The organism is Micromonospora sp. NBRC 110009 (assembly GCF_030518795.1).
Taxonomy (GTDB): Bacteria; Actinomycetota; Actinomycetes; order Mycobacteriales; family Micromonosporaceae; genus Micromonospora.
Genome location: NZ_CP130427.1, coordinates 4,275,223 through 4,300,752, shown reverse-complemented (window position 1 = coordinate 4,300,752; position 25,530 = coordinate 4,275,223). Strand labels below are relative to the sequence as shown.

Here is a 25,530-nt window from a genome sequence, read left to right as displayed (position 1 = left end):
GGTCAGGCCTTGGGGATCTCGATGTCGGGGACGACCTGGCCCGCGTTCACCTTGAACGCCCAGACGATCACCTGGGCCGGGTCCAGCTCACCGTTGGACTCGAACTTGTAGTTCACGCCGGTGGCGGCGCCGGTGCCGCTGTAGCCGCTGATGAAGGAGTTCAGGTCGGCACGGCTCGACTTACCGGCCTTGATGCCCTCGAGCATGATCCGGGTGATGTCGAAGGACACGTCGGCGTAGGTGCCCGGGTCGACGTTGAACGCCGTCTTGTAGTCGGTGACGAAGCTGCCCTTGGCCTTGGTGGCCGGGGCGCACGGGCAGGTCAGGATGGTGCCCTCGGCGACCTGCTGGCCGGCGACCTTGATGAAGTTGGCGTCGTTGACACCGTCACCGGCGACCATCGTGCCGTTCCAGCCCGCGCCCTTGAGCTGCTTGAGCAGCAGGCCGGCCTCGGTGTAGTAGCCACCGAAGAACAGGACGTTCGCGCCGCTGCTCTGGATCTTGGTGACCACGGCGGAGAAGTTGGTCTGCTTGACCTGGATCTTGTCGTAGCCGGCCGGGGCGCCGATGACCTTCTTGACCTCGTCGGCCAGGCCGGCGCCGTACGCCGACTGGTCGTCGACGACGTAGACCTTCTCGGCCTTCAGCACGTTCTTGATGTAGCGACCGGCGGCCGGGCCCTGCGAGGTGTCGTTACCGACGCCCCGGTGGAAGACCTTCCAGTTCTTGGTGCTCAGGCTCGGGCGGGTCGCCGACGGGGTGATGGTCGGCAGGCCGGCCGCGTCGAAGATCGGGTCCGCCACCTCGGACTCACCGGAGAAGCCGGGGCCGATGATGCCGACGACCTTGCTGTCACCGACCGCCTGCTGGGCCAGCGCCGGGGCCTTGGCCGGGTCGCCCTGGGAGTCGTACTGCTCCAGCTTGACCTGGCAGTCCTTGTTGTCCTTGTTGTACTGCTCGATGGCCAGCTGGGTGCCGTTGCGCATGTGGATACCGAGACCCGCAGCGTCACCCGTGAGCGCGCCGAAGAAGCCGATCTTCAGGTCGCAGGCGGCCTTCCCGCCACCCGCCTCACTGCCGCTGTCGGCCTTGCAGGCCGCGCCACTGAAAACGAGCGCGCCGATGGCCACGCCACCGAGCACCCGAGCGAGCTTCTGCCTCACGGCTCGTACCCTCCTCCGTCCGATGGCCCGGACCACCCGCCGCGGATTGGACCTTGCGACGCTGGCCGGACCGACCGCGATCCCGGTCTGGGGCGGGACGTTATCCCACTGTCAGGGCACGCCGGAATAGGTAGGAAGAGGGGTTGACCTAACCGTTACGTTGAGTGGCCAATTTCATGGATGTGCTGTAACACACGCCGGCAGGTCACAGGAAAAAACGGACACTTGCCCCCTGGCCTGCACTTGTCGGCAGACAACTATCTTGGGCGCCACGGCCCATGCCCCGACCAGATCCGGACCCGCGCGCCATCGTCCACCGCGATCAGCGCGACGTCCCCCGATCCCGCCACCGCCACCGCCCGCTCGCTGCCCGCCGGCACGGCCATCGGCAGGGCGACCGGTGACCAAGAGTCACCGTCCCGCGAGACCCATCCGGTCGCGCCGGCGGCGGGCAGCACCAGTACCCCACCGGACACCGCCGCCAGCCCCGAGACGGCCCCGGACGCCGCGCCGAACGCGCCGCCGGCCCGCCAGCGCCCGCCCTCGTCCACCCAGGCGCCCAGCCGGTCGCCCCGGCGACCCACCGCCACCGTCCGCTCCCCCACCCCGACCACCCGCTGGAGGTCGCCGGCGCCGTCCCCGCCGGGGAGCACCGCCCGTCGCCAGCTCCGCCCGTCCGCCGAGGTCCACACCACCGGATCCGATCCGGTACGCGCGCGCGGCAGCAGCGAGCCCACCAGCAGCCAACCCGACGGGGTGGCGATGCCGTCCGCCGCCCAGGGCCGCCCGGCCTCGTCCGCGGCCAACCCCGGCACCGCGCTCACCAGCTGGAAGTCCGCCCCGTCCGGGGACACCCAGGCCGCCGCCCCGGTGGCCCGGTTGCCCGAGATCAGCCACCCCCGCGGCCCACCCGCGATCCGCCCCACGTTCACCGCGTCCGGCCCGCCGAACACCTCGAACTCGGCCGGCACCTCCACCAGCGAACCGTCGGCGACCTCACGCCAGGTGCTGATCCGGGGATTGCCGTGCACCCCGCCGGTCTTGCCGCCCACCGCGGCCAGCCGACCGTCCCGGCAGCCCGCCGCGGTCAGCAGGTTCTCCTCGCCGTACGCGCTGCGCGGCACCGGGCGCAGCGGCGTCCAGGTGACCGCGTCGGCACTGCGCCAGGCGGCCGGGCGGGTGCCACCCGTCAGGTCGATCACCGCGCCCACCACGAACCAGCGGCCACCGCAGGCCGTGGCGTCGCGCAGCGCCAGCCGCCCGGGCGGGCCGGGCGGGACAGGCAGGGTGACCGGCTGCCACGCCGGCCGGACCGGCTCCGGGGCCGGCTCGGCGCGCCCGGCCGAACGGCACCCGGCCAGCAGCACGACGAGCACGCCGAGCACCGCCAGGGGACGCCGCATGCCGGCGATCGTATCGACCGGCGACGACACGGGGAAGCCGGTTCACCGCCGGTCCGCCGGGTTCCGGGGCGGCGCATCCGGGCAGGGCGACCCGGCGCGGCAACCCGGCCGCGCGGTCCGGTGGAGGTCAGGAGGCGGGCTGGGCCACCTCGCCGCCGGCGGTCTCCGCGAGGATCCGCTCGGCGACCTCCTTCATGGTCATCCGGTGGTCCATCGCCGTGCGCTGGATCCACTTGAAGGCCTGCGGCTCGGTCATCCCGTAGGTGGTCATCAGCGCGCCCTTGGCCCGCTCGACGGTCTTACGGATCTCCAGCCGATCGGTCAGGCCGGCGACCTCCGCCTCCAGCGCGGCGATCTCCGAGTAGCGCGACAGCGCGATCTCCACCGCCGGCACCAGGTCGCTCTTCTGGAACGGCTTGACCAGGTAGGCCATCGCGCCGGCCGCCCGGGCCCGCTCCACCAGGTCCCGCTGGCTGAACGCGGTCAGGATGATCACCGGAGCGATCCGCGAGCCGGCGATCCGCTCGGCGGCGGCCAGGCCGTCCATGATCGGCATCTTGATGTCGAGGATGACCAGGTCGGGCTTCAGCTCCTCGGCGAGCTTCACGGCGGTCTCGCCGTCACCGGCCTCGCCGACCACCTCGTAGCCCTCTTCGACCAGCATCTCGGCCAGGTCCAGCCGGATGAGCGCCTCGTCCTCGGCAATCAGTACGCGCCTGCGCTCGGTCTCCGTCTGCGTCTCGGCCACGAGCCACTCCCACCAGTTCGAGCCCGACACCCGCCCTGCCGGGTGTCGCCGCCCCTAGCGTAGTGGGTAACCTAATGGAGCCGAACTGCAGAAGCCCCTGTAGCCCAACCGGCAGAGGCGCGATTCTCAAAAGATCGACAGTGTGGGTTCGAATCCCACCGGGGGCACAATTTGTCATACAGGCGTTCGAGGATGTCCCGGTGCATCCACCCGAGATTCGCGCCCGAGCACGCGGCCTCTACCTCGCCGGTGCGACCGTCGCCGAGGCGGCCCGGGCCGTGGGACTCTCCTATCCCACCGTTCGCCACTGGTGCAAGGATCGACCAGAGCCGAAACAACAGAGCACGGCGCTCCGCTGCTTCCGCTGCCGAGACGGCGTCGGAAGCCCAACAAGCCCCGGGCAGTATGCGTACCTGCTCGGTCTCTACCTCGGCGATGGGCACCTGGTCATCGCCCGAGTTCCGGTGCTCCGCATCTTCTGTGCCGACGCCTGGCCGGACTTGATCGTGGCCTGTGAGAACGCGATGCGGAACGTTCTGGCCACCTCGGTGCAGCGGGTGCAGAAACAGGGCTGCGTCGCAGTCCAGAGTTATGGCAAGCACTGGCCGTGCCTGTTCCCGCAGCACGGCCGTGGCAAGAAGCACGAGCGCCCGATCGTCCTGACCGACTGGCAGCGGGAGATCGTCGAGGCTTACCCGGGCGACTTCCTGCGCGGCCTCTTCCACTCCGACGGCTGCCGCGTGAGCAATCGGGTCACCGTCCGCGGCAAGCGGTACGTCTATCCGCGCTACATGTTCGTCAACGAGTCGACCGACATCATGGGCCTGTGCCAGTGGGCCCTCGACCTGCTCGGCATCGCGTGGCGGATGAACCGGCGCAACTGCCTGTCGGTCGCTCGACGCGAGGCGGTCGCCGCCCTCGACCGTCACGTCGGCCCGAAGTCCTGACCGGCCCCCGTACCGCCGCCGCACGGCGTGAGCCGGCGGGGCGGCGAGCCGGCGCCGTCAGTTGGCCCTACCGGCCCGCCCCGACCGTCGAGCGCGGGTAGGTCACGCCGGTGAGCCGCTCGGATTCGCGCCACAGCCGCTCGGCGACCGAGGCGTCGCGGGCCCGTCGGGACTTGCGGGCCACGGCGGGCTGGCCGGTCAGGCCGAACGGGCCGTCCGGGCCGTAGTACTCACCGCCGATCGCGCCGGGGCTGGTGGCGGCGTAGAGGGTGGGCAGCGCGCCCTGGTCGACGTCCTGCCAGAACCCGGGGATCCGCATGGTGAGCCGGGTGGAGAACGGGGTCTCGGTCCGGCCACGGCCGAGGCTGGGGCCGGCGGACTGCAGGTTGGTCCGGGTTGCGCCGGGGTGCGCGGCGTTGCTGAGCAGCCCCCAGCCGTGGCGGTCGCTGCGCCGCTGGAGTTCGTCGGCGAACATCAGCGTGGCCAGCTTCGACTGGGCGTACGCGCGCTGGGCGCGGTACCGGCGCTCGCCCTGCAGGTCGTCGAGGTCGATCCGGCCGAAGTGGTGGGTGCCGCTGCTGAGGGTGACGACGCGGGGCCGCTTGGCGGCGACCAGCAGCGGGAGCAGCCGGCCGGTGAGCGCGAAGTGGCCCAGGTGGTTGGTGCCGAACTGGAGCTCGAATCCGTCCGCGGTGGTGTGCCGGGTGGGTACGGCCATCACGCCGGCGTTGTTGACCAGCAGGTCGACCGGCCGGCCGGGTGTGCTGAGCCGGCGGGCGAAGTCGGCTACCGAGGCGAGGCGGGACAGATCCAGTTCCTCGACCCGGAGCCGGACGCCGGGGGCGCCGGCGCGGATGCCGGCGGCGGCAATGTCGCCCTTGCCGGTGTTGCGGACGGCGAGGATCACCTCGGCGCCGGCTGCGGCGAGGCGGCGAGCGGTCTCCAGCCCGATGCCGCTGTTCGCCCCGGTGACCACCGTGAGTCGTCCGGACTGGTCGGGGACGGTGAAGCCGGTCATGGTTCCCCCTCGAGATCAGATAACTGACTGGTTGGTTACTTCCCGAGTAAAGCACGGCGGCGGCGGATAACAACTAACCGGTTAGTCAGCTAGACTGGCCGTCATGGCACGGGACGCGGAGGACACCCGGCGCCGGCTGCTGGCCGCCGCCGCCGACGAGTTCGCCCAGCGGGGTATCGCCGGCGCAAGAGTGGACCGGATCGCCGCGGCGGCGGGCGCGAACAAGGCGTTGATCTACGCCTACTTCGGCAACAAGGATCAGCTCTTCGACGCGGTCTTCGACGCGCTGGTGGTGAGCACCGTCGCGGAGGTACCGATCGACGCCGACGACCTACCCGGGTACGCCGGCCGGCTCTTCGACCGCAACCAGACCCACCCGCAGGCGCTGCGCCTGCTGCTGTGGCACTCGCTCGAGCGCGGCGGGATGGCGGCGCTGCCGCAGGCGGTCACGGCGTCGAACGCGGACAAGGCGGCGGCGATCGCGGCTGCCCAGCGGTCCGGCCAGCTCCCCGGCCGCTACTCGGCGGACGAACTGCTGCTGCTGGTGGTCGGCCTCTCGCTGCTCGGTTCGGCCGAGCTGGCGCCGGTCGACGGCCCGGAGGCGCTCGCGCGGCGGCGGCACATGGTGACCGACGCGGTGGCCCGGCTGGTCACGCACGACGGGAACCGCCCGCCGGCCGGCGACGACCACCCGACCGGACGCGGCGCGGCGGCCGGGTCGCAGGAATCGGCCGGCCGGACGGGGGCGGACCGGTGAGGGTGGTCGTCTTCGGCGCGACCGGCATGGTCGGGCAGGGTGTGCTCCGCGAGTGCCTGCTCGCCGACGACGTCGACAGCGTGCTGGTGGTCGGGCGGACGCCGACGGGTCGGCGGCACCCGAAGCTGCGGGAGATCCGGCACGAGGACTTCACCGACCTGAGCGCGCTCCGCGACGAGCTGGCCCGCGTCGACGCGTGCTTCTACTGCCTCGGGGTCTCCTCGCTGGGGCTGGACGAGGCGGCGTACACCCGGATCAGCTACGACTTCCCGGTGGCCGCCGCCCGGCTGCTCGCCGAGGTCAGTCCGTCCGCCACGTTCGTGTACGTCTCCGGCGTCGGCACCGACTCCACCGGCGAGGGCCGGGTGATGTGGGCGCGGGTGAAGGGACGCGCCGAGAACGCGGTGCTCGAGCTGCTGCCCCACGGCTACGCGGCGCGGCCCGGTTTCATCCAGCCGACGCACGGGGTGGTGTCGAAGACGCGCTGGTACCGGCTGGGGTATGCGGTCACGCGCCCGCTCTTCCCGCTGCTGCGGCGGCTGTTCCCGAACCAGGTGACCACCACTGACCGGCTGGGCCGGGCGATGCTGCGGGTGGCCCGGGAGGGCTCGCCGCGCCGGGTTCTTGCCGGCCGCGACCTGAGCTGACGGTCAGGCGATCCGGGCGAGGGCCTGCTCCAGGTCGGCCCGCAGGTCCTCCGGGTCCTCCAGCCCCACCGAGACCCGCAGCAGCCCGCCGCACGGTTTGGCGTCGCCCTCCACCGGCCGGTGGGTGAGCGAGGCCGGGTGCTGGATCAGGGTGTCGACCCCGCCGAGCGACACGGCGTGGGTGATCAGCTGGCAGGCCCCGGCGACGGCGGCCGCGGCGGGGGCGCCGCCGCGTACCTCGAAGGCGAGCAGGCTGCCGGTGCCGGACAGCTGGCGGCCGACGAGCCCGGCGGGGTCGTGCAGCGAGGGGTGGTGGACCCGTTCGACGGCGGGGTGGCCGGCGAGCCAGCCGGCGAGCTTCTCGGCGCCGGCCTGCTGGGCGCGGACCCGCAGGGGCAGGGTCTGCAGGCCGCGGTGCAGCAGGTACGCGCCGAGCGGGTGCAGGATCGCGCCGGTGACGGCGCGGACCTGGCGCAGCCGGGTGGCCCAGCCGGGGTCGCAGGCGACGACGCCGGCGAGGACGTCGCCGTGGCCGCCGATGCTCTTGGTGGCGCTGTGCAGCACGAGCGCGGCGCCGTGCCGGGCGGGCTGCTGGAGCACCGGGGTGGCGACGGTGTTGTCGACGAGCAGCGGGACGTCGCCGGCGGCGGTGGCGAGGGCGGCGATGTCGACGAGGTCGAGGGTGGGGTTGGCCGGGGTCTCGACCACGACGAGCGCGGTGTCGGGGCGGATCGCGGCGGCGACCTGGTCGGGTCGGGCCCAGGTGACCTCGGTGCCGAGCAGGCCGGTGGCGAGCACGTGGTCGGTGCCGCCGTAGAGGGGGCGGACGGCGACGACGTGGCGTTTCCCGTCGCGGGTGGCGGCGAGCAGGGTGGCGGTGAGGGCGGCCATGCCGCTGGCGAAGGCGACGGCTTCGGGGGTGCCTTCGAGGGTGGCGAGGGCGGTCTCGAAGCGGGCCACGGTGGGGTTCCAGAGCCGCTGGTAGACGGCGCTGGCACCGGCCGGGAGGGTGCCGCCGGTGGCGAGGGTCTCGTACGCGTCGCCGCCGTCGGTGACGGACGGGAGCGGGTTGGTGGTGGAGAGGTCGATCGGCGGTACGTGGACGCCGAGACCGGCGAGGTCGTCGCGCCCGGCGTGCACGGCTGTGGTGTCCACGGCGGTCATGGCGGAAGCGTCGAACATCAGACCGGTCCCGGGCAAGAGAGACGAACAAGATTCTGCAACAAGGCCTTTCAACATCGGTAAGTTCGGTGGATGATGCTCGCATGCCCGTCGCACCGAATGATGTACGGCCGTTCGCGGCGCTCGACGACGTCGACCGCGCGATCCTGACCGAGTTGGCCGCCGACGGCCGGCTGCCGAACAACGCCCTGGCCGAGCGGGTGGGGGTGGCCCCCTCGACGTGTCTGACGCGGACCCGGGCGCTGCGCGAGTGCGGGGCGATCCGGGGGTTCCACGCCGAGGTGGACCCGGCGGCGGTGGGTTTGCCGTTGCAGGCGCTGGTGTCGGTGCGGCTGGCGGCGCACGAGCGGGCGGCGGTGGACGCGTTCCGGGCCCGGTCGGTGCGGCTGCCCGGGGTGGTGTCGGTGTTCCACGTGGCCGGCGCGGAAGACTACGTGCTGCACGTGCGGGCGGCGTCCGGGGACGCGCTGCGGGACTTCGTGCTGGACCATCTGGCGGTGGATCCGGCGGTGCAGCACACCCAGACGAGCCTGATCTTCGAGCAGGCGCGCGGTATGGGCTAGCGCACCGGAGGGAACAATTCCGGCGCGCGGCGGGTTGGTGTTGGGCGTGATCGACGTACCCTTGTCTGTTCTTGATCTTGCCCCGGTGGCCGCCACCGGCAACGCCGGCGAGGCGCTGCGGCACACCACCGAGCTGGCCCGCCGCACCGAGGAGCTGGGCTACCGCCGGTTCTGGGTGGCCGAGCACCACAACATGCCCTCGATCGCCAGCTCCGCGCCGGCGGTGCTGCTCGCCCACCTGGCGGCCAACACCTCGACGATCCGGCTGGGCTCGGGCGGGGTGATGCTGCCCAACCACGCGCCGCTGGTGGTGGCGGAGCAGTTCGGCACCCTGGAGGCGCTGCACCCGGGCCGGATCGACCTGGGCATCGGCCGGGCGCCGGGCACCGACCAGGTGACCGCGCTGGCGCTGCGCCGCAGCATGGAGGGGCTGTCCGCGGAGCACTTCCCCCGCGAGCTGGCCGACCTGATGAACTACTTCAGCGGCGCCGAGCCGGGCCCGATCACCGCCACCCCCGGCAAGGGGCAGTCGCCGGCGGTCTGGCTGCTCGGGTCAAGCGGGTTCAGCGCCCAGCTCGCCGGGCTGCTCGGCCTGCCGTTCTCGTTCGCGCACCACTTCAGCGCGCAGAACACCCTGCCGGCGCTCCAGCTCTACCGGCAGAGCTTCCGGCCGTCGCAGTGGCTGGAGAAGCCGTACGCGATGGTCGCGGTGAACGCGGTCTGCGCGGAGACCGACAAGCGGGCGGAGTGGCTGGCCGGTCCGGCCGGGTTGTCCTTCCTCAAGCTGCGCTCGGGGCGGCCGGAGCCGCTGGTCACGCCGGAGGAGGCGGCGGCCTACCCGTACAGCGAGGTGGAGCGGGAGTTCGTGGCCCAGCGCCGGGACGGGCAGGCGACCGGCTCGCCGGAGACGGTGGCCCGCCAGCTCGGCGCGCTGCTGGCGCGCACGGGCGCGGACGAGCTGATGCTGACCACGATGGTGTACGACGTGGCCGACCGGGTCCGCTCGTTCGAGCTGATCGCCGAGAAGGTGGCCGGCGGCCTGCGCCGGCAGGGCTGAAACACGCTCTTCATAGCCACGTCACCCCACCGTCGCGCAGCCCGCATAGCTTTGTTCCCGGTGGTGGTACGGCATTCCCGGTCGGGACGGGTCGGGAATGCCGCGGTGTGGTGCACCGGGTCGCCGGTTGAGCGGATTCCGCGGCCGGCGACCCGGTGCCTGCCGGATCAGACCTCGACGGCGGCGGCGAGCGGCTGGCGCTCCTCCCGCCCGGCGGGTGCCGCCTGGGCGGCGAGGGCGGCGGCCCGGCGGGTACGCCGCAGCGCCCGCCCGGCCAGCCCGAGCGCGACCAGCCAGCCGGCGCCGAGCACCGTATAGACGAGCGACGGCACCGGCCCGCCGAGCTCGCCGGCGCGCAGCAGGATCCGGGCGTTGGTCAGCACGATCACCCCGCCGATGGCGGCGCCGAGCAGTTGGGCGGGGACGATCCGGACCAGCCAGGCGGCGATCGGCGCCGCGACCAGGCCGCCGAGCAGCAGCGCGGCCACGGTGGGCAGCAGGAAGCCCTCGGCGCCGAGGCCGATCAGGAACCCGACGCTGGCGGCACCGGCGACCACCACCTCGGCGGTGTCGACCGAGCCGATCACCTTGCGCGGCGCCAGCCGCCCGGAGACCAGCAGCGCCGGGGTGGCGACCGGGCCCCAGCCCCCGCCGCCGGTGGCGTCGACGAAGCCGGCGACCAGTCCGAGCGGGGCGAGGAAGCGGCCGCGCAGGCGGCCGGCCGCGCGGTTCGCCCGCAGCGGCCGGGAGAAGCGGACCAGCAGGTAGGCGCCGAGGGCGCACAGGATGGCGGCCATCCAGGGGGCGGCGGCCTCGGTGGAGATGGAGCTGAGGAAGGTGGCGCCGGCGAACGCGCCGACGGCCCCGGGGAGCGCGATCCGGCTGACCACCCGCCAGTCGACGTTGCCGAACCGCCAGTGCGACACGCCCGCGGCAAGGGTGGTGCCGACCTCCGCGAGGTGCACGGAGGCGGACGCGGCGGCCGGGGCCACCCCGGCGAAGAGCAGCAGCGTCGAGGAGGTCAGCCCGTACGCCATGCCGAGCGCGCCGTCGACCAGTTGGGCGGCGAGTCCGACCAGGGCGAGGACCAGCAGCTTGCGCATCGACGCCCTCCGGCTTTTCGGCATCTCCTATCGACTTGGTCGACAATGCGGCACGGCCGGGCTCCGGTCAAGCCCCGTATCCGACAGGTGGGACGACGAGAACGGGCGGCGGCGCGGCCGGCCGGTCAGCTCCAGGCGCTGGGGTCGGCGGCGAGCTCGGTGACCCGATCGGGCAGCGTCGCGCCGGCCACGTCGGCGAGCGTGACCAGCTCCAGGATCTGCCGCTCGCTGGCGCGCAGCGCGATCCACACGTCCTGCAGGGCGCGGGCGGCCCCCTGGTAGCCGAGCTGCTCCGGCCGCTGGCCACGGATGTGGGCGAGCGGACCGTCGATCACCCGGATCACCTCGGCGAGGGAGATCTCCGACGCCGGCCGGGCCAGCCAGTAGCCGCCCTCCGGGCCCCGCTGGGCGTGCACGATCCCGGCCCGGCGCAGCTGGAGCAGGATGCTCTCCAGGAACTTCGGCGGGATCTCCTGGGCGCGGGCGATCTGCTCGGCGGTGACCGGCCGGCTCCGTCCGCCCGCCGCCCCGTCGGCCACCAGGGCCAGCTCGGCGGCCGCGCGGAGGGCGTAGTCGACCCGGGCGGAGAGACGCATGCCGGACAGGTTAGTCGGCAGCTCGGCCGGCCGGCGCTCCGACCCTCGACCGATCGGCCACGGCGCCGGCGGCGCTCAGGCGCCCACCCGGCGCAGCAGCCCCTCCTGCACGGCGCTCGCGATGTGCCGGCCGTCGGTGGTGAACATCCGGCCGGTGGCCAGCCCGCGGGCACCGGAGGCGGACGGGCTCCAGCAGTCGTAGAGGAACCACTCGTCGGCGCGGAACGAGCGGTGGAACCAGAGCGCGTGGTCCAGGCTCGCGCCCACCACCCCGCCGGGGCCCCAGACCTCGCCGTGCACCGACAGCACCGAGTCGAGCAGGGTGAGGTCGGAGGCGTACGTCAGGGCGCAGGCGTGCAGCAGCGGGTCGTCGGGGAGCTTGCCGTCGAGGCGCATCCAGACCCGCTGGTGCGGCTCGGCGGGCCGGTCGCCGGGGCGGACCCAGCCGGGCTCGCCGACGTAGCGGACGTCGATCGGGCGGGGGATCTGGCCCCAGATGCCGAGCCGCTCCGGGTAGCGGGAGAGCCGGTCGGCCATGGTCGGGACCTGGTCCGGCCCGGGCACGTCGAGGGGGGCCGGCGCGTGGTGGTCGAGCCCCTCCTCGTGCCGCTGGAAGGACGCCGACATGAAGAAGATCGGCTTGTCGTGCTGCAGCGCGACCGAGCGGCGCACCGAGAAGGAGCGGCCGTCCCGGACGTTCTCCACCTGGTACTCGATCGGCTCGGCCGGGTCGCCGGGGCGGACGAAGTAGCCGTGCAGGGAGTGCACGAAGCGCTCCGAATCGACCGTGCGCCCGGCGGCGACCAGGGCCTGGCCGGCGACCTGACCGCCGTACACCCGCTGCGGACCGACCGGGGGGCTGATCCCCCGGAAGGTCATCTCGCCGGTGTGGTCGAGGTCCAGCACCTCCAGGAGCTGGTCGACCGCGGCCTGGCCGGTCGCCGCCGCCGGGCTGTCGCTCACTGCAGCGCCCGGGCGGAGGCGGCGTCCACCAGCGAGCCGAGCTGGTGCACGCGCAGGGTGTTGGTGGAGCCGGGGGTGCCGGGCGGGCTGCCCGCCACGATCACCACGTAGTCGCCGGGGTTGGCCCGGTTGAGGCCGAGCAGCGCCTGGTCGACCTGGCGGAACATGTCGTCGGTGTGCTCGACGAACGGCATCAGGAACGTCTCGACGCCCCAGGAGAGGGCGAGCTGGTTACGCACCTCGGGGACCGGGGTGAAGGCCAGCAGCGGCAGGTCGCAGTGCAGCCGGGCGAGCCGCTTGACGGTGTCGCCGGTCTGCGAGAAGGCGACCATGGCCTTGGCGCCGATGGCCCGGGCGATCGAGGAGGCGGCGACGGTCAGCGCGCCGCCGTGCGTACGCGGGTCGTGCTGGAGGCGCGGCACGCCGATCGAGCCGGACTCGGTGGTCTGGATGATCTTCGCCATGGTGCTGACCGTGAGCACCGGGTACTTGCCGACGCTGGTCTCGCCGGAGAGCATCACCGCGTCCGCGCCGTCGAGCACCGCGTTGGCCACGTCGGAGGCCTCGGCGCGGGTGGGCCGGGAGTTCTCGATCATGGAGTCGAGCATCTGGGTGGCCACGATGACCGGCTTGGCGTTCTCCCGGCAGAGCTGCACGGCGCGCTTCTGCACCAGCGGCACCTGGTCCAGCGGGAGCTCGACGCCGAGGTCGCCGCGGGCGACCATGACGCCGTCGAAGGCGAGCACGATCGCCTCCAGGTGGTCGACCGCCTCCGGCTTCTCGACCTTGGCCAGCACCGGCCGCTGGACGCCCTCCTCCGCCATGATCGAGTGCACCAGCTTGATGTCCTCGGGCGAGCGGACGAAGGACAGGGCGATCAGGTCCACGCCCAGGCCCAGGGCGAAGCGCAGGTCCGCGGCGTCCTTCTCGGACAGCGCAGGGACGCTGACCGCCACGTTCGGCAGCGAGACGCCCTTGTTGTTGGAGACCGGGCCGCCCTCGGTGACCAGGGCGCGGATGTCGTTGCCGGTCACGTCGCTGACCTCGACCGCCACCCGGCCGTCATCGATCAGCAGCCGGTCACCCGGCTTCACCTCCTGCGGCAGCTTCCGGTAGGTGCAGGAGACCCGCTCCTTGGTGCCGACGATGTCGTCCCCGGTGATCACCACCGAGTCGCCGGTGCGCCACTCGTGCGGGCCGTCGGCGAACCGGCCGAGGCGGATCTTCGGGCCCTGGAGGTCGGCGAGCACCGCCACCGGCCGCCCGGCGGCCTCCGCCGCCTCGCGGACCAGCCGGCACACCGCCTCGTGGTCGGCGTGACTGCCGTGGCTGAAGTTGAGCCTCGCCACGTTCATGCCCGCTTCGACCAGGCCCCGGATGCGCTCCGGGGACGAGGTGGCGGGGCCGAGGGTGCAGACGATCTTCGCGCGGCGTGTCACGCCCATCAGGCTAGTCTCTCCTTCGGGTCGACCCGCCGGCCGACCCCTTTCGGACTGCGGAACAGTTGTCCGACGACGCGCGATCCCCGTGCGGCGGGCGGTGGGACACCAGAACGTCGTGTGCGGCGGGCATCGGCGACCGCGCGGCGGAAATCGTACCGCCCGCTCGCCTCGCCCACCGGGCGCGCTCCCGGGACCCCCGGGCCGGGCCGCCGGGGCCGGCCGGGACCACCACGAGGGGCGTCGATCGCCGACCCCCGCGCCGGCCTAGGATCGGCGGATGTTGCGCATCGGCACGGTCGTTCTCGGGGTGCAGGACCTGCACCGGGCGGCCCGGTTCTGGTCGGCGGCGTTGGGGCTGCGGTTCCGGGACGGTGAGCCCGGCCCGGACGACGAGTGGGTGGTGCTGGACCCGCCGGGCGGCGGCACCGCGGTGGCGCTGGACGTCAGCGCCGTGCCGGTGCAGGAAATCCCCCGGGTGCACCTGGACCTGCTGGTCGACAGCGCGGCCGAGCAGGCCGCCGAGGTGCGGCGGCTGGTCGGGCTGGGCGCCGAGCGGGTCGACTGGCCGCTGTACCCGGAGTCGCCGGACTTCGTGGTGCTGGCCGACACCGAGGGCAACCGGTTCTGCGTGGTCGACGCCAGCCGAGGCTGAGCGTTCCCTCAGCGCTGCGCCTTGGCCAGCGGGAACTCCAGCGACCCGGCCGGGCAGAGGAAGGTCAACACGTCCACCCGGTAGAGCCCGGCCTGCACCGCCGGGTCGGCCTCCATCACGCTGCGGACGTCGTCCACCGACCCGGTGCAGGCCAGGCCGAAGCCGATCGGCGGGTCCGGCTCCCGGGCCGGGCCGTCCACCGAGCCGTCGACCAGGATGATGCCGCGCCGCTGCAGCGCCTGCATGTGCTGGAGGTGCTCGGACTGCAGCCGCTGCACCGTCTCCTCGGGCAGGGCCCGGCCGGACGGCCCCGGGTAGATCACGATGCACTCGTAGGTGTCGAGGGCGAAGTCGACCCGCGGCGTCGCGGCCATGGCGCACCTCCAGACGTACGTCCCGCCTCCGGCACAGCGTCGCACGGCGCGGACCGCCCTCGCGGTCGCTCGCCCCAACTGCACCGGCGGCGGCCGGGTTGCCGACCCGTTGGGTCGTTCGTCCCGCCGACCCGCCCCTTGCAAGATCGAAAAGGGCGAAGCCCGCCGCGCGCTGGTACTTTTCCGAGTGTCGCCGATCCGCCCCGACGCCGAGCGGAGGTCCCGGGTGAACCACTCCCCGTCGGACAGCAGCTCCCGGTGGCAGGACCTCTTCGCGACCGGCGGGGAGATGGGCGCGGCGATCGCCGGGCGCGACTGGACCGCCACCCCGCTCGGCCCGATCGACTCCTGGCCGCAGAGCCTGCGCACCGCGGTGAGCATCTGCCTGCACTCCCGCTTCCCGATCCTGCTCTGGTGGGGCGACGAGCTGGTGATGCTCTACAACGACGCGTACGTGCCGATGCTGGGAGCGTCCAAGCGCGGCGCGCTGGGCCGGCCGGGCGCGGCGGTGTGGCCGGAGATCTGGGAGGTCATCGGCCCGATGCTCGGCGACGTGATGGCCGGCCGGGGCGCCACCTGGAGCGAGGACCAGCTGCTCCTGCTCGACCGCTTCGGGTTCGTCGAGGAGTGCTGGTTCACCTTCTCGTACAGCCCGATCCTCGACGAGTCCGGCACCCCGGGCGGGGTGTTCACCGCGGTCACCGAGACCACCGACCGGGTGCTCGGCGAGCGCCGGCTGCGGCTGCTCAGCACCCTCGGGGCGGCGCTGGTCGACGTGACCGACCCGGAGGAGGTGGGCCGGCGTACGGTCAAGGCCCTGGCCGGCTCCGCCTCGACGCCGTTCGCCCGGCTCTACCTGGCCGGCGCGGACGGCCCGCGGCTCGTCGCCGCCGACGACGCCGGGGCGCCGCCCGGCGCGGCGGAGTCGTGGCCGCTGGCCGAGGTGCTGGCGGACGGGGAGCTGCGCCTGCTTCCGGTCGACCCGGCCGACGCCCCGGACCGGCCGGGCGCCCCGAAGCTCGCCGTGGTGCCGGTGTCCGAACCCGGCGGGTCCACGCCGACGGCGGTGCTGGTGATCGGGCTCAATCCCCGCCGCCCGGCCGACGCCGACTACCTCTCGTTCCTACGGCTGCTGTCCGGGCACGTCGGCGCCGCCCTCGCCGCAGCCCGGACCTACCAGGCGGAGCACCGGCGGGCCGAGGCGCTGGCCGACCAGGGGCGCGTCGACGCCCTGGACCTCAGCACGGAGCGCGCCGCCCGGGCCGAGCTGCGGCTGTTCCAGGCGCTGGTGGAACGCTCCGGCGACTTCATCGCGGTGGCCGACCCGGACGGCCGGGCCGTCTACGTGAACCCGGCCGGCCGGGCGCTGGTCGGGCTCACCGAGGGTGAGCGGGTCGACGGGCTGACGCTGGTCGACTTCGCCGCGCCGCACGCCCGCGAGCTGTGGCGGACCGAGCTGATCCCGGCCGCGTTGCGGACGGGCCACCACCACGCGGAGAGCCGGCTGGTCCGCCGGGACACCGGCGAGCCGGTCGACGTCGACCACCAGACGTTCACGGTGACCACCGGCGACGGGCAGGACACCACCGCCTTCGTGGCCACCGTGGCCCGGGACGTCACCGACCGGCAGCGGACGTTGCGGCAGGCGGAGGCCCTGGCCCGGCTGGCCGGCGCGCTCAGCTCGGCCCAGGGCCGGGCGGCCATCGTGGACGTGGTGACCACGGTCGCCCCGGCGGTGGTGGAGGCGACCGGGCTGCGGGTCGCCATCGCTCGTCCGGGCGCCACCCTGCTCGACGTGGCCGGCGGGGACGCCCCGCCCCGGCAGTTGCCGGTCGACGCCGACGACCCGCTGGCCCGGGCCGTCCGCGACAACGTGGTTCTGGAGCCGGCCCCCGCGGGCGACCGGACGACGGGCGTCTGCCTGCCGTTGCGATACGGCGACGGCGCCGCCCTGGGCGCGCTGGAGGTGCGCTGGACCGGGCCGGTCGCCGACGACGAGGCACTCCGCAACCTGCTGCACGCGGTCGCCGGCCTGTGCAGCCAGGCGTTGCAGCGCGCCGAGCTGACCGGCTCGGCGCAGGCGATGGCCGACTTCGCCGCCCGGCTGAGCGTGGCCCGCTCCACCACCGAGGCGATCGACGTGATCCTCACCGCGGCGCCGGTGGCGCTCGGGGCGGTGCTGCCCGGGCTGGCCATGCGGGACGAGGGGCAGAAGGTCCGGCTCTGGTACCACGACGTGCCCGCGACGCTGTCCGCCACCTTCCACGACCTGACCGTCAACGACCCGCGGCCGATCGTCCGCGCGCTGCGCACCGGGGAACGGGTCATCCTGCGGGACCGGGCCCAATTCGCCGCCCGCTTCCCGGGCCTGCCGGACCCGGTCGGCGCGCACGGCGTGGTCACCACGGTCGCGCTGCCGCTGTTCGACGCGCAGCGCCAGCCGTTCGCCTCGCTGGCCTTCGGGTGGTTCCGGGAGCGGCCGCTGCGGGACAGCGACCTGGCGCTGCTGGACACCATCGCCGACCTGTGCGAGCAGACTCTGGAACGGGTCCGCCTCGCCGCCGCCGAACACAACCTGGTGACCCGGCTGGCCGGACGGCTGCGCAGCTCCGCGCTGACCACCCCGGACGGGCTGGAGATCGCCACCCGCTACCAGCCGGCGATGACCGGCCTGCACCTCGGCGGCGACTGGTACGACCTGGTCCGGCAGGACGACGACCGGCTCGCCGTGGTGGTCGGCGACGTGGTCGGGCACCGGGTGGAGGCGGCGGCCGACATGGCCCAGCTCCGCACCATGCTCAACACCCTGATCCGGCTGGGTGTCCCGCTGGAGGAGGTGTTCCTCCGGCTGACCGAACTGCTCGGCGTCGGCTTCCTGGGCACCTGCCTCGTCGTGGTCGTCGACCCGGCGGCCGGCCGGGCGCAGGTGGCCCGGGCCGGGCATCCCCACCCGGTGCTGCTGCCCGCCGGCGGGGATCCGGAGAGCGTCCCCACCGTCAACGCGCTGCCGCTGGGCATGGTCGACGCGCCGATGACCCTGACCACCGTGCCGTTCCGCCCGGGCGACCTGCTGGTCGCCTACACGGACGGGCTGGTGGAGCGGCGCGGCCAGGCGTACGACGAGGGGGTGGCGGCGCTGCACCGGGCGCTGGTCGCGGTCCGGGACGAGCCGGCGGAGGCGATCGCGGACGCGCTGCTGCGGGACCTGCCCGGGGGCGAGGACGACCGCGCGCTGGTGGTGCTCCGGCACGCCGGTTGAGGCGCCCCGGCGCGCGGCCGGCGGGGCGACGTTGAAGCCCGCGATTCGCGGGAAAGCTTCCCGGTCGGTGGCGGGGAACGCCGCCGACGACGACGTACAGGAGGGACCGGCATGGCAACCAGTGCCAGCACGCAGCCCGCGAAGGCCTCGGGGACCTACCGGATCGGTGGTGAGCTCCAGGTCGACCGGCTCGGCTACGGGGCGATGCAGATCACCGGGCCGGGGGTCTGGGGCGACCCGAAGGACCCGGCCGAGGCGGTGCGGGTGCTGCGCCGGGCGTACGAGCTGGGCGTGACCTTCATCGACACCGCCGACTCGTACGGGCCGTTCGTCTCCGAGCTGCTGATCAAGGAGGCGCTGCACCCGTACCCCGAGGACCTGGTCATCGCGACGAAGGCCGGGCTGACCCGCTCCGGCCCGGGCGACTGGCGCCCGGTGGGCCGCCCGGAGTACCTGCGCCAGCAGTGCGAGCTGAGCCTGCGCCACCTGGGCCTGGACTGCATCCCGCTCTACCAGCTCCACCGGATCGACGCAAAGGTGCCGCTGGAGGACCAGCTCGGCGAGCTGGCCCTGCTCAAGCAGGAGGGCAAGGTCCGGCACGTCGGGCTCTCCGAGGTGACCGTGGCGCAGATCGAGGCGGCCCGGAAGATCACCCCGATCGTCTCCGTGCAGAACCTCTACAACCTGGCCGACCGCAGCGCGGAGGACGTGCTGGCGCACTGCGAGCACAACGACCTGGCCTTCATCCCCTGGTTCCCGATCGCCACCGGCAACCTGGCCCGGCCCGGGGGCCCGCTGGACGCGATCTCCACCGAGCACGGCGCGACGCCCGCCCAGCTCGCCCTCGCCTGGCTGTTGCGCCGGTCGCCGGTCATGCTGCCGATCCCGGGTACGTCCTCCGTGGCGCACCTGGAGGAGAACGTCGCGGCCGCCGAGGTGCGGCTCACCGACGACGAGTTCGAGGCCCTCGCGAAGGCCACCTGAGCCGCCCGACCGGCCGCCGTCCCCGCCGGGGCGGCGGCCGACCCTTTCCGTTCCGTGAGCGGACCGCTACCGTCAGAAGGATTCTCGCGCCTGGGACGAGGTGGGGGTCCGAAGTGGACGAGTACGACTATGTCATCGTCGGGGCGGGCGCGGCCGGGTGCGTGCTGGCCAACCGGCTCACCGCAGACCCCGGCACCCGGGTGCTGCTGATCGAGGCGGGCGGCTGGGACCGCAGCCCGTTCGTCCGCATCCCCAAGGCGTTCTCCCGGCTGATGGACGGCCGGCGCACCGCCTGGCACTACCCGGCGACGATCGGGCCGGGGCAGCGGGAGACCTGGCAGCGGGGCCGGCTGATCGGCGGCTCGACCTCGATCAACGGCATGATCTGGAACCGGGGCGGCGGGCCGGACTACGACGCGCTGGAACGCCTGGGCAACCCCGGCTGGGGCTGGTCCACCATGCGGCCGATCTTTCGGCGGCTGGAGGACCACCCGCTGGGCGCCGCACCGCACCGGGGCGCCGGCGGGCCGCTGCGGCTCTCCATCGCCACGGGGACCGACGAGCTCTGCGAGGAGATGATCGAGTCCGGGGTGGAGCTGGGCTGGCGCCGGGTCGACGACCTCGACGCCGACGACGGCGAGCGGATCGGCTACGCCACCGCGACCATCCGGGACGGACGCCGGGTCAGCGCCGCCGACGCCTTCCTGCACCCGGTACGGAGCCGACCGAATCTGACCGTGGCGGTCGACACCGTCGCGCTGCGCGTGCTGTTCCGGGACGGCCGGGCGGTCGGCGTCCGCGCCGCCCACCGCGGCCGGGAGGTGGACCACCTGGCGGCCGCGGAGGTGATCCTGGCCGCGGGCGCGCTCGCCACCCCGCAGTTGCTCCAGGTCTCCGGCATCGGCCCGGCCGACGTCCTGCGCTCCGCGGGCGTGCCGGTGCTGCTCGACCGGCCCCGGGTGGGCGCGGGCCTGCGGGAGCACCGGTCGATCCCCGTGCAGTACCGGCTCGTCGAGCCGGGCGGCTACAACGGACAGCTCGGCAATCCCCTCGGCCAGGCCCGGGCCGCGCTGCGGTACCTGCTCACCCGGGGTGGCCCGCTCGCCCTGCCGGTGTTGGACGTCGCGGCCCAGCTCAAATCCCGTGCCGACCTGGACCGCCCGGACGCCCACCTGCTGATGGCGCCCTTCTCGGCGGCGCCGCCCCGCCCCGGCCGGGCCCTGGAGCTGGAGCGGGAACCCGGCCTGATGTGCCTCGGCACGGTGACCCGCCCGGACAGCGAGGGCAGCCTCGCCATCACCGGGCCGGACCCGCGGACGCCGCCCGCGATCGTGGCGAACTACTTCGCCACCCCGCACGACCGGCGGGTCGCGGTGGACGCCTTCCGCCGGATGCGGGAGCTCTTCGCCACCGGGCCGATCGCGAAACGGATCACCGTGGAGACCCTGCCCGGGCCGGCGATCCGGACGGACGAGGAGATCGTCGAGGCGGCCCGGGTCCACGGCTACTGCGGCTACCACGCCATCGCCACCTGCGCGATGGGCCCGGACGAGGAGCACGTCGTCGATCCCCGGCTGCGGGTACGCGGGGTGACCGGGCTGCGGGTGGTCGACGCCTCGGTGCTGCCGGCGATGGTCTCGGGCTGGACCAGCGCGCCGGTGACCGCGTTGGCCTGGCGGGCCGCCGACCTGATCCTCGGCACCGCGGCGTGACCGACGGGCGGCACCGGGCCGCCCGTCGGCGGGGTGGATCAGAGGGCGAAGCAGTTGGGCCGTATGGCCGCGTCGGCGAGGGCCTGCCGGACCACCGTGTAGGTGGTGCCGTCGAGGACGAGGCCGAGGTGGCCGACGACCCGCAGCGGACACCACGCCTGCACCAGGACGTTGGTGGCGCCGTCGGCGAGGGACGCGTTGTCGACCGGGCGGACCAGCTCGTCCTGCCAGGTCCGGACGGTGGTCCAGCGGACCGGGCCGGGGGTGTCGTCGCCGCCGTTGAGGTCGGCGAGGAAGCTCGACCCGGTGGTCATCTGCTGGCAGGCGACGATGCCGGCGCAGCTGCCCAGGCCGAGGAAGTTGATGAGGTCGGCGACGTAGGTGCCGTACTGCGGGGTGCCGAGGCTGAGGTAGCGGTCGACCTTGTCGGCGCCGCCGAGGAACTTCACGTACCAGCGGCCGACCAGGCCGCCTTCGGAGTGGGTGACCAGGTCCACCCTGGCCGCGCCGGTGGCGGCACGGACCTGGTCCACATAGGCGGACAGGGCACGGGCGGACTCGCGGATGTCGCCGAAGCCGAGGTTCGGCAGCTGGAAGATCGAGACGCGGTAGCCGTCGGCGCGCAGCCGGGCGGCGATCGGCTCGTAGGCGATGGAGATTCCGATCAGGCCGCCGACCACGACGACCGGATTGGCGGCGGCGGCGAGCGTCCCGGTGGTGGTGGTCGGCTCGTCGGCGACGCCGGCGGTGGTGGTGGTCGGCTCGTCGGCGACGCCGGCGGTGGTGGTGGCGCGGTGCGGCGCGGCCTGGGCGGCGGCCGGGACGAGCAGGGCGGTGACGGCGGTGGTTGCGGCGAGGATCGTTCGGAGCAGCATGGCTGCACCTCCGAGGGGAGGCACCCGGGGTTGCCGGGAGGAGACGGGTGGTGGGTCCGATCGATCGTGGGAACGATGATGCGTGTCCGATTTCACACACGTCAATGAAAAGTTACGCGCCGGTAACCCGTTGTCGCAGCTGAGGCACAAACCGGCGAATCGGCTCGGCTTCCGGCCGTGGTGGGTCGGACGGCGCGGATCCGCCGTCAGCTGCCGAGGGCCTGGACCTTGGCGATGGTCTCCTGGACGTGCTGGCGCGCCGGCTCGCCACCCTGCACCGCCTGCGTGAGCGCCTGCCGGTAGGCGTCGATGACGCCGATCAGCGGCCCGGCGGCCACCCCTTCCAGCGCGCCGGCGACCAGCGCCCGCGCCTCGGCGGCGTCCTGCGCCGCGGCAACGGCCTTGGCCTTCGCCTCGTCCAGCTTCTGGGCGGCCGCCGCCAGCCTCGCGATGATCTGCGCCGCGCTCACGCGCCCTCCCCTGCTCGCCTGCCCGGCACCCTACGCGATCGGATCGGACCGGACGGCGCACCAGGTGGCCGGATCAGCGCAGCAGCCGGAAGGCCACCAGGTAGAGGCAGAACAGGCCGGAGGAGAGCAACGCGCAGAGCACGAAGCCGAGCGGGACGTACCGCGACGGCGGCGGGCCGCCCCCGATCACCGGCCGACCCCAGCGGGCGAGCACGAGCTGTCCGGCCACGAAGGACAGCAGCGGGACGCCCGCACACGCGCCGGCGGCCACCAGGTCGAGCCCGGTGACCGGGATGGGCGAGCCGACCAGCGTGGCGAGCATGACCACCGAGCCGGCCAGCGCGCACGCCGCGTAGACCCCGACCGCCCGGGCCAGCGGCGACCAGGTGGGCAGCAGCACGGGCCGGTGCGCGATCGCCTCCGCCTGCTGCCCGTACCGGTCGGCCTCGTCGACGAGCTGCCGGGCCGCCGCCAGCTCCGCCGCCGGGTCACCCGCCCGGGGCGCGGGCACCGTCCCTTCCGGATACGCCCCGACCCCCGGCCGCCCCGGCGCGGCGGCGCCGCCGCCGGTCGCCCCCGCCCCGGCTCCGGGCGGCGTGCCGGGCAGCCCGGCCGGTGCGGGCGCGCCGCTCGCCCCGACCGAGGTGGCCGATCCGACCGGCACGGGGGTGTCCGCCGGGGATGCGGGTACGCCGATGGCGCGGCCGAGCTGGTCGAGGCGCTGCCCCTGCGCGGCGAGCCGCTGGCCGAGCTGGTCGACCGCCGCCTCCAGGGTGCGCCGGCGTTCCCGCTCGGCGGCGACGGCCTGCTCCCCGCCGCGCTGCCGCGCGGAGAGCTCGCGGGCCAGGGCCGCGTACTCCTCGAAGCTCACCGGTCGTCTCCGTCGCCGACGAAGGGCACGATCAGGGCGGTGCGCTGGTCGTGCCGGTCCACCAGCAGGGCCCGCCCGCCCCGCGGGGTGTAGCTGAGGTCGTGCGCGCCGAGGTGCAGGCCGAGGTCGGCGCCGGGCACGTTCAACGCGACCAGGCAGGACACGTCGTCGCGGTGCTGGCTGCCGCCGAGGTCCTCGCCGAGCCGGCGCAGCCCGCGCCACCAGCCGAGCAGGTGCACCCCGTACGCGGGCCCCTGGCGCAGCAGGTCACGCAGGTCGTCGTGGCCGGAGCGGAACGTGGCCGGGTCGGCCGCGGCGAGCGCGCCGGCCGCGGCGTCCATCCCGAACACCACCAGGTAGGTCCGGGGGGTCGCCGCCGGCCGCGCCGCTTCCGCCGGGGCGGCCAGCTCGGCGAGGTGGGCGCGCAGCTGCGCGGTGTCCAGGCGGCGGACCGGGTGACCGGCGGCGGCCAGGGACATCGCCAGGTCGTCGGCGAGCCCGGTGGTGCCGGGCGCCAGCGGCGCGAGCAGGAAGCGGACGGAGCCGGGGGGGTGCTGCCGGGCCAGGCTCAGGGCGGCCGACCGGAGCACGTCCGCCCCCACGGTGGCGGTGCCGACCACGGCCAGGTGCCGGCCGGGGGTGGCGTCGAGGCGGAACCCGGCGGGGCTGCCCGCCACGTCGACGGTCCGGCCGACCAGGGCGAGCGGCGGTTCGGCCACCGGCCGCAGCGCGGCCCAGGTGGGGTCGCCGGCCAGCCGGGGCGTCTCGTAGCCGCGGAAGACCGTCGGCGGCGGCGATCCGGCCGGGCGGGCCTGGAACAGCTCGTGCCGCAGGGCGGCCAGCTCGGCCGCGGCGGCATGCGCGTCGGGGAAGCGGACCTCGATGTTCGCGCCGGCCGCGCCCCCGGCGGTGTTGACCACGGCGGTGCCGACCCCGATGGCCTTGGCGGCGTCGTTGAGCGGGTCGAGCACGCCGCCCCCGCCGGGCAGCGCCACCCGCAACGGGAACTGGCCGAAGATCGCCTCGGCCCGGCCGTAGAGGGCCTCGATGCCACTGGTGCTCTGGCTGGCCAGCACCAGGTGCAGGCCGTACGAGCGGCCCTTGCGGGCCACCTCCTCCAGCAGGTCGACGGCCTGGCGGGCGAGCGCGTCGTGGCCGGCCAGCAGCACCTGGAACTCGTCCACCACGGTGACGATGCGGGGTGGCCGGGCGGACGCCGGCAGGTCGCGGAGCGCGGTGACGCCGTGCTTCTTGAGCAGATCGGCCCGACGGGTCAGCTCCGCGCGCAGCTCGCGCAGCACGGCGACGCCGTACTCGCGGTCGGACTCGATGCCGACCGCGCGGGCGTGCGGCAGCCAGGACGGATCCCGCTCGGTGGGGACGAACTCGGTGAAACTGACCCCCTCCTTGAAGTCGAGCAGGAGCAGTTGCAGCTCGGCCGGCGGGTAGCGGGTGGCCAGCCCGTAGAGCACGTCGAGCAGGAGGACGGTCTTGCCCGCGCCGGTGCGGCCGCCGACCAGCCAGTGCGGGGTGGCGTCGTCGAAGGCCACGGTGACCAGCTCCCGGCCGACAGCTTCCGGTCGTGGCGCGGCGTCAGACGCGCCGAGCTGGTGTTGTCGCACGGCCCGGCCGAGCACGGTACGCAGCCCGGCGCCGGAGGACTCGGCCCAGCGCCGGGCCGGGAGCAGGTCGGCGAAGGTGACCGCCGCGGCCCGGCGGGTGGCCGCGGCGAGCTGCTCGGCCAGCCCGGTGACGGTGGCGTGCGACGGGTCGCCGTCGAGCACGACCGGGGCGGCCAGGCCGCTGCCGTCGGGGCTGAACGGCTGCCCGGGCGGGTCGCCGACCAGCGCGTACCGCTCGCCCAGCCGGAGCTGGGTGGTGGCGCCGAGCGGCGGCGGCGCGTCGCCGGGGCCGGCGGCGGGATGGCCGGCGAGCAGCACGCAGACGGCGGCGGCGGGGCCGGCGTGGGTGAGCGCGGCGAGCCGGGCCAGCTCGCGCGGCGGTGGCGCCGAGGCGGCGACCAGCAGCAGCAGGTCCTGGTCGTCGCGGGCGGCGTGCTGGGCGGCCCGGGCGTGCCGGTCCGCCTCGTCGAGCAGCGCGGCGATCTCGGCGGCGGTGGTGGCGGCGGGGGCGAGCACGCCGGCGTCGAGCAGCGGGCGCAGCGGCAGGAACGCGGCGCCGAAGGCGGCCGGGTCGATGCCGGCGACCCGGACCGTGCCGGCCGGGGCCGCGGCGAGCAGCTGGGTCACCACCGCCCGCAGCAGCTCACCGACCCGGGGGTCGCGGGCGTCGGTGTCGATGGCGAGGTGCCGGCCACCGGCCAGCGGGACCAGCACCGGGAACCCGCCGTCGAAGGTGGTCGCCTCGCCGACGCGGACCGGGACCGGGGTGGTGGCGGGCCGGGCGGTGCCGGGCGCGGGGGCGGCCAGCGCGGCGCCGAGCCGGGCCAGCCGGGCCACCAGCTCGGGGCTGCCGGGGGCCACCGGCCCGGCCGCGGCGAGCGTCCGCCGCGCGGCCGTCCAGCGCCGCAGGGCCTGCCGGTGCAGGGCGAGCGCCTGCCCGTACGCCGTCGCGAGCCTGCCCACCGTCCGCCCTCCGACGCCGTCGCGGTCCCGATCGAGGGAACCCTAACGGACGCGCGCCGAGCCGGCACGGTACGCGGCCCGCACCCAGGGTTGGTCCACTGTTCACCCGACGGAAGCCGTTCCCACCGGCCGCTGTTCCCCCGGCCCGACTTGCCTGCT

Annotated in this window: 23 protein-coding genes and 1 tRNA gene; 10 read left to right on the top strand and 14 right to left on the bottom strand. The window is 74.5% G+C overall.

Features of this window, described 5'->3' with window-relative positions:
- Positions 1–2 precede the first annotated feature (2 nt).
- From Q2K19_RS20620 to Q2K19_RS20610, 3 genes are all read right to left on the bottom strand, one after another.
- Complete coding sequence (locus tag Q2K19_RS20620; protein ID WP_302763014.1) at positions 3–1,163, bottom strand: branched-chain amino acid ABC transporter substrate-binding protein; 1,161 nt, start codon at positions 1,161–1,163, stop codon at positions 3–5.
- Between the two features lie 257 nt (positions 1,164–1,420).
- Entirely contained in the window at positions 1,421–2,566 is a 1,146-nt protein-coding gene (locus Q2K19_RS20615; protein ID WP_302763012.1) for a hypothetical protein, read from the bottom strand.
- 127 nt (positions 2,567–2,693) lie between these two features.
- Positions 2,694–3,314 (bottom strand): ANTAR domain-containing response regulator, encoded by a 621-nt coding sequence (locus Q2K19_RS20610; RefSeq protein WP_302763011.1) that lies wholly within the window; start codon positions 3,312–3,314, stop codon positions 2,694–2,696.
- A gap of 93 nt (positions 3,315–3,407) precedes the next feature.
- Between Q2K19_RS20610 and Q2K19_RS20605 the strand changes: the two genes are divergently transcribed.
- A tRNA-Leu gene (locus Q2K19_RS20605) sits at positions 3,408–3,481 on the top strand.
- Between the two features lie 33 nt (positions 3,482–3,514).
- Entirely contained in the window at positions 3,515–4,261 is a 747-nt protein-coding gene (locus Q2K19_RS20600; protein ID WP_302763010.1) for a terminase gpP N-terminus-related DNA-binding protein, read from the top strand.
- A gap of 67 nt (positions 4,262–4,328) precedes the next feature.
- On the opposite strand, the gene Q2K19_RS20595 is transcribed toward Q2K19_RS20600, so the two are convergent.
- Entirely contained in the window at positions 4,329–5,279 is a 951-nt protein-coding gene (locus tag Q2K19_RS20595; protein WP_302763008.1) for an SDR family oxidoreductase, read from the bottom strand.
- A gap of 103 nt (positions 5,280–5,382) precedes the next feature.
- Here Q2K19_RS20595 and Q2K19_RS20590 point away from each other — a divergent pair, with 103 nt between their 5' ends.
- Both Q2K19_RS20590 and Q2K19_RS20585 read left to right on the top strand, forming a co-directional pair.
- Complete coding sequence (locus Q2K19_RS20590) at positions 5,383–6,036, top strand: TetR family transcriptional regulator (RefSeq protein WP_302763007.1); 654 nt, start codon at positions 5,383–5,385, stop codon at positions 6,034–6,036.
- Positions 6,033–6,683 carry an NAD-dependent epimerase/dehydratase family protein gene (locus Q2K19_RS20585; RefSeq protein WP_302763006.1) on the top strand — a complete coding sequence of 217 codons (651 nt, stop codon included), beginning with the start codon at positions 6,033–6,035 and terminating at the stop codon, positions 6,681–6,683. Before Q2K19_RS20590 ends, Q2K19_RS20585 begins: the two co-directional genes overlap by 4 nt.
- 3 nt (positions 6,684–6,686) lie before the next feature.
- Here Q2K19_RS20585 and Q2K19_RS20580 read toward each other — a convergent pair whose 3' ends face one another.
- A complete protein-coding gene (locus tag Q2K19_RS20580) occupies positions 6,687–7,865 on the bottom strand; it encodes a trans-sulfuration enzyme family protein (RefSeq protein ID WP_302763005.1) in 1,179 nt (392 codons plus the stop codon).
- A gap of 83 nt (positions 7,866–7,948) precedes the next feature.
- Here Q2K19_RS20580 and Q2K19_RS20575 point away from each other — a divergent pair, with 83 nt between their 5' ends.
- Entirely contained in the window at positions 7,949–8,428 is a 480-nt protein-coding gene (locus Q2K19_RS20575) for an Lrp/AsnC family transcriptional regulator (protein WP_302763004.1), read from the top strand.
- 46 nt (positions 8,429–8,474) lie between these two features.
- Positions 8,475–9,485: an LLM class flavin-dependent oxidoreductase gene (locus Q2K19_RS20570; protein ID WP_302763002.1), complete on the top strand. Its 1,011-nt coding sequence runs from the start codon at positions 8,475–8,477 to the stop codon at positions 9,483–9,485.
- Between the two features lie 167 nt (positions 9,486–9,652).
- Here Q2K19_RS20570 and Q2K19_RS20565 read toward each other — a convergent pair whose 3' ends face one another.
- From Q2K19_RS20565 to pyk, 4 genes are all read right to left on the bottom strand, one after another.
- Positions 9,653–10,588, bottom strand: a complete 936-nt coding sequence (locus Q2K19_RS20565) for a sulfite exporter TauE/SafE family protein (protein ID WP_368046109.1) — start codon at positions 10,586–10,588, stop codon at positions 9,653–9,655.
- 125 nt (positions 10,589–10,713) lie between these two features.
- Positions 10,714–11,184 carry an RrF2 family transcriptional regulator gene (locus Q2K19_RS20560; protein ID WP_302763001.1) on the bottom strand — a complete coding sequence of 157 codons (471 nt, stop codon included), beginning with the start codon at positions 11,182–11,184 and terminating at the stop codon, positions 10,714–10,716.
- Between the two features lie 75 nt (positions 11,185–11,259).
- Entirely contained in the window at positions 11,260–12,147 is an 888-nt protein-coding gene (locus tag Q2K19_RS20555) for an acyl-CoA thioesterase (RefSeq protein ID WP_302763000.1), read from the bottom strand.
- Positions 12,144–13,592 carry a pyruvate kinase gene (gene pyk, locus Q2K19_RS20550; protein ID WP_302762999.1) on the bottom strand — a complete coding sequence of 483 codons (1,449 nt, stop codon included), beginning with the start codon at positions 13,590–13,592 and terminating at the stop codon, positions 12,144–12,146. Before pyk ends, Q2K19_RS20555 begins: the two co-directional genes overlap by 4 nt.
- A 274-nt stretch (positions 13,593–13,866) precedes the next feature.
- Between pyk and Q2K19_RS20545 the strand changes: the two genes are divergently transcribed.
- A complete protein-coding gene (locus tag Q2K19_RS20545) occupies positions 13,867–14,241 on the top strand; it encodes a VOC family protein (RefSeq protein WP_302762998.1) in 375 nt (124 codons plus the stop codon).
- Positions 14,242–14,249: 8 nt separating this feature from the next.
- Here the strand turns inward: Q2K19_RS20545 and Q2K19_RS20540 are convergent, their stop codons facing one another.
- Positions 14,250–14,615, bottom strand: a complete 366-nt coding sequence (locus Q2K19_RS20540) for a YciI family protein (protein WP_302762997.1) — start codon at positions 14,613–14,615, stop codon at positions 14,250–14,252.
- Positions 14,616–14,841: 226 nt separating this feature from the next.
- Between Q2K19_RS20540 and Q2K19_RS20535 the strand changes: the two genes are divergently transcribed.
- From Q2K19_RS20535 to Q2K19_RS20525, 3 genes are all read left to right on the top strand, one after another.
- A complete protein-coding gene (locus Q2K19_RS20535) occupies positions 14,842–17,874 on the top strand; it encodes a SpoIIE family protein phosphatase (RefSeq protein WP_302762996.1) in 3,033 nt (1,010 codons plus the stop codon).
- A 111-nt stretch (positions 17,875–17,985) separates the two neighbouring features.
- Positions 17,986–18,858 carry an aldo/keto reductase gene (locus tag Q2K19_RS20530; RefSeq protein WP_302762995.1) on the top strand — a complete coding sequence of 291 codons (873 nt, stop codon included), beginning with the start codon at positions 17,986–17,988 and terminating at the stop codon, positions 18,856–18,858.
- Positions 18,859–18,971: 113 nt separating this feature from the next.
- Positions 18,972–20,570 carry a GMC family oxidoreductase gene (locus Q2K19_RS20525; protein WP_302762994.1) on the top strand — a complete coding sequence of 533 codons (1,599 nt, stop codon included), beginning with the start codon at positions 18,972–18,974 and terminating at the stop codon, positions 20,568–20,570.
- Between the two features lie 38 nt (positions 20,571–20,608).
- Here the strand turns inward: Q2K19_RS20525 and Q2K19_RS20520 are convergent, their stop codons facing one another.
- From Q2K19_RS20520 to Q2K19_RS20505, 4 genes are all read right to left on the bottom strand, one after another.
- Positions 20,609–21,445, bottom strand: a complete 837-nt coding sequence (locus Q2K19_RS20520) for a lipase family alpha/beta hydrolase (protein ID WP_302762993.1) — start codon at positions 21,443–21,445, stop codon at positions 20,609–20,611.
- A gap of 206 nt (positions 21,446–21,651) precedes the next feature.
- Positions 21,652–21,915 carry a DUF6244 family protein gene (locus tag Q2K19_RS20515; protein WP_302762992.1) on the bottom strand — a complete coding sequence of 88 codons (264 nt, stop codon included), beginning with the start codon at positions 21,913–21,915 and terminating at the stop codon, positions 21,652–21,654.
- Positions 21,916–21,988: 73 nt separating this feature from the next.
- The gene (locus Q2K19_RS20510; RefSeq protein WP_302762991.1) at positions 21,989–22,786 is read right to left on the bottom strand and encodes a hypothetical protein; all 798 of its coding nucleotides are present in this window, start codon (positions 22,784–22,786) and stop codon (positions 21,989–21,991) included.
- On the bottom strand, positions 22,783–25,371 hold the full coding sequence (locus Q2K19_RS20505) for an FtsK/SpoIIIE domain-containing protein (protein WP_302762990.1): 2,589 nt from the start codon (positions 25,369–25,371) through the stop codon (positions 22,783–22,785). Before Q2K19_RS20505 ends, Q2K19_RS20510 begins: the two co-directional genes overlap by 4 nt.
- Between the last annotated feature and the right edge of the window lie 159 nt (positions 25,372–25,530).